The sequence below is a fragment of the Streptomyces sp. NPDC054840 genome, from assembly GCF_053611065.1.
This window is the reverse complement of record NZ_JBSGZP010000709.1, coordinates 1-3,691: the sequence shown is the minus strand read 5'-3', so window position 1 is coordinate 3,691 and position 3,691 is coordinate 1. Positions and strand designations below refer to the sequence as shown.

The following is a 3,691-nucleotide window of genomic DNA, read 5'->3' as shown; positions in this document are numbered from 1 at the left end:
GCGCGGTCGCGCCTCCCGCCACGCCCGGCAGCCAGGCGTCCGAGTCCGCCATGCCCGCTGGGAGCGCCGCCGCTGGGAGCGCGGCCGGTGGGAGCGCGGCCGGTGGGAGCGCGGCCGGTGGGAGCCAGCCGCTCGGCAGGTTCCTCGCCAAGGCCGCCGCCGTCACCGCCGGGCTGACCGCCGCCGGGGCACTGTTCGGGCTGGTGCGCGACCAGACCATCGCGCACCTCTTCGGGGCCGGGCACGACAGCGACGCCTTCCTGATCGCCTGGACCGTGCCCGAGATGGCCTCGACGCTCCTGATCGAGGACGCCATGGCGCTGCTGATGGTGCCCGCCTTCAGCCACGCCCTTGCCCGGCGGGCCGCCGGCCGGGCGGGGCTCACCCGCCGGGAGGCCCGCGCGCAGGACCCCGTACGGCTCCTGGTGGGAGCGACCCTGCCGCGCCTCGTCGTGCTCCTGGCCGCCGTCGCCTCCGTGCTCGTCATGGCCGCGCCGGCCGTCGTCGCCGTGCTCGCCCCCGGCCTGCCCGACCCCGAACTGGCCGTCGAGTGCACCCGGCTCACCGCGCTCACCGTGCTCTCCTTCGGCATCGCCGGATATTTCAGTGCCGCCCTGCGGGCGCACAGGTCCTTCCTGTCACCCGCCGCGATCTACGTCTCGTACAACGTCGGCATCATCGGCACGATGGTGGCCCTGCACGCCGTGTGGGGCGTCCGGGCCGCCGCCGCCGGCGTCGCGGTCGGCGGGCTCCTGATGGCGCTCGTCCAACTGCCCGCCTTCGTAAGGAACGTGGGCTTCGGCCCACCCCGCGCGAAGAGGGCCGCCCCGCGCAGCCAGCGCGACCGGGACCGCCCCACCCTCATCGCCTTCGGGGTCATCGCCCCCGTGATCTTCTTCGCGGTCTTCCGGCAGTCGCAGGTGCTCGTCGAGAGGTTCCTGGCCGCCTCGCTCCCGTCCGGTGCGATCTCCCACCTCAACTACGCGCAGAAGGTCGCGCAGATGCCGATGGTGCTGTCGCTGATGATCTGCACCGTCACCTTCCCCCTCGTCGCCCAGGCCATGGCCGGGGGAGAGCGGGAGAAGGCCCGGCGGCGGGTGGAGCAGGACCTCGCGCTGGCCTCGCTGGCCGTCCTGATGGGCACCGCACTCGTCATCGGCTACGCACCCCAGATCATCCAGGTCCTCTTCGAACGCGGCGCCTTCACCCACGAGGACACCCTCGCCACCGCCTCCGTCATGCGGGTCTACGCACTCGGACTCCTCGGCCACTGCCTCGTCGGCGCACTGTCCCGGCCCTTCTTCTCGACCGCCCGGCCCATCTGGTTCCCGGCGTTCGCGATGGGTGCCGGACTGCTCGTCAACGTCGTGGCCGGAGCCTTCGCCGTCGGCCGGTGGGGCACCTACGGCATCGCCGCCGCCAACGCCGCCGGCATCTCCACCACCGCCGTCCTGCTGCTCACCGGCCTCGGCTCGCGGATCATCGCCATCCAGGTCCGCCGGGTCGCCGGCAGGATCGGCCGGCTCGCCGTCGCCGCCGTCGCCGCGGGCGCCACCGGCTGGATCGCCGGCCCCATGATCCCCGACCCGATGGTCAGCGCCGTCCTCGGCTGCCTGCTGGTCCCGGCCATGTTCGGAGCCACCGGCATGGCCATGCGCGCCCTCGAAGTCACCGCCCTGCCCGGTCAGATCTCCCAGCTCACGCAGAGGTTCCGCAATGTCCGCTGATACCGACACGGCCCCCGCCGCCGTGGTGATCCCCACCCGCCGGGCCGCTTCGCCGTGGGTCCTGATGTACCACTCGGTCGCCGAGTTCACCGACCCCGCGGAGGACCCGTACGGGATCACCGTCACCCCGCTCGCCCTGGGAGCCCAACTGCTGTGGCTGCGCTCCCGAGGCCTGCGCGGCGTGTCCGTCGGCGAACTGCTGCGGGCCCGCGCGGCCGGTCGCGGAGCCGGGCTGGTCGGGCTGACCTTCGACGACGGCTACACCGACTTCCTGACCCACGCGCTCCCGCTGCTGAGCCGCTACGGCTGCACCTCCACCCTCTTCGTCCTGCCCGGGCGGCTCGGCGTGGACAACGTGTGGGACCCGTTGGGACCGCGCAGGTCCCTGCTCACCGCCGAGGGCATCCGCGAGGTCGCCGATGCCGGACAGGAGATCGGCTCGCACGGTCTGCTCCATCAGGACCTCACGGCGATCGCCGACGACGCCCTCCAGCAGGAACTGCGGGGCAGCCGCGACCTGCTGCGGGAGCTGACGGGCACCCTGCCCGAAGGGTTCTGCTACCCGTACGGGCACCTCGACGCCCGGGTCGTCGACGCCACCCGGGCCGCCGGCTACGGCTACGCCTGCGCCATCGACCCAGGACGGCTCGCCGGCCCGCACGCACTGCCGCGCACGCACGTCAGCCAGGCCGACGGCGGCGCCCGGCTGCGGATCAAGCAGCTCCGTCACCAGGTGCGCGAGCTGCGGCGCGGGGTGCAGCGGTGAAGGCGCTCCAGTCGGTCAAGGCACTGCACATCATCACCGGCCTCGGCGTCGGCGGCGCCGAACAGCAACTGCGGCTGCTGCTCCGGCACATGCCGATGCAGTGCGACGTGCTGACGCTGACCAACCCGGGGCCCGTGGCCGAGGGGCTGCGCGCCGACGGGGTCCGGGTCGTCCACCTCGGCATGCGGGGCAACCGGGACCTGGGGGCGCTGCCCCGGCTGGTGCGGTTCATCCGGCGTGGCCGGTACGACCTCGTGCACACGCACCTGTACCGGGCCTGCGTCTACGGGCGCCTCGCGGCCCGGCTCGCGGGCACCGGGGCGACCGTGGCCACCGAACACTCCCTCGGCGACGGTGAGATCGAGGGAAGGCCGCTGTCGGCCGGCGTGCGCACCCTGTACCTGGCCAGTGAACGCCTGGGCGCGGCCACGGTGGCCGTCTCCGACACCGTGGCAGCCCGGCTGGAGGGGTGGGGGGTGCCGGCCGCGCGGGTGCACGTCGTACCGAACGGGATCGAGGCCGTCCGCTTCCGCTTCGACGAGGGCGTCCGGCGGGCCACCCGGGCCCGCACCGGGCTGTCCGAGCGGGCCTTCGTGGTCGGCGGGGTCGGCCGGCTCGTCCCCGGCAAGCGGTTCGACGTCCTGGTGCGGGCCGTGGCCGCGCTGCCTGGGGCGCACCTGCTGCTGGCCGGGGACGGGCCGGAGCGGGCGGGACTGCGCCGGCTGGCCGCCGAGCTCGGCGCGCAGAGCCGGATCCACCTGCTGGGCGAGCGGGACCCGCTGGGTGACAGCGCGGACGGCCGCACCCCGGGCATCCCGGCGCTGCTGGCCGCCATGGACGTCTTCGTCTCCCCGTCGCGGGAGGAGGCCTTCGGCCTCGCCGTCGTGGAGGCCTTGGCCGCCGGACTCCCCGTCCTGCACGTGACCTGTCCGGCCATCGACGACCTGCCCGCCGCGCAGGCCCCCGGGGCCCGGCGCATCGGCACCGGCACGGAGGAACTGGTCGCGGCGCTGCGGGGCCACATGGAGGCGGGCGCGCGCCGGCTGCCCCCGCCGCCGGTGGTCCGCCGCTACGACATCGCCCGCAGCGCGCGGCAGCTGCTGGACGTGTACGACCTCGCCCTCTCGGCCGCGCCGGGCGGCGCCGGGGCGGGCAAGGGCCGCGCCGCCGCCGACCCGGTGTCCGGTGGCGCCGGCGC

At 75.0% G+C, this 3,691-nt stretch carries 3 protein-coding genes; all 3 read left to right on the top strand.

All coding sequences use genetic code 11. The features are described 5' to 3' along the window. Positions 1–1,727, top strand: a 1,727-nt coding sequence (gene murJ, locus ACWGIU_RS32670; RefSeq protein WP_453711727.1) for a murein biosynthesis integral membrane protein MurJ, incomplete at its 5' end; no start/stop codon positions are given. Further along, positions 1,717–2,493 carry a polysaccharide deacetylase family protein gene (locus ACWGIU_RS32665; RefSeq protein WP_453711726.1) on the top strand — a complete coding sequence of 259 codons (777 nt, stop codon included), beginning with the start codon at positions 1,717–1,719 and terminating at the stop codon, positions 2,491–2,493. The genes murJ and ACWGIU_RS32665, both read left to right, overlap by 11 nt. After that, on the top strand, positions 2,490–3,691 hold a 1,202-nt coding region (locus ACWGIU_RS32660), incomplete at its 3' end, for a glycosyltransferase (RefSeq protein WP_453711725.1). The genes ACWGIU_RS32665 and ACWGIU_RS32660, both read left to right, overlap by 4 nt.

Coding starts and splice junctions, on each gene's coding strand:
- ACWGIU_RS32665 (WP_453711726.1), top strand. CDS start 1,717: ATGTCCGCTGATACCGACACGGCCCCCGCCGCCGTGGTGATCCCCACC.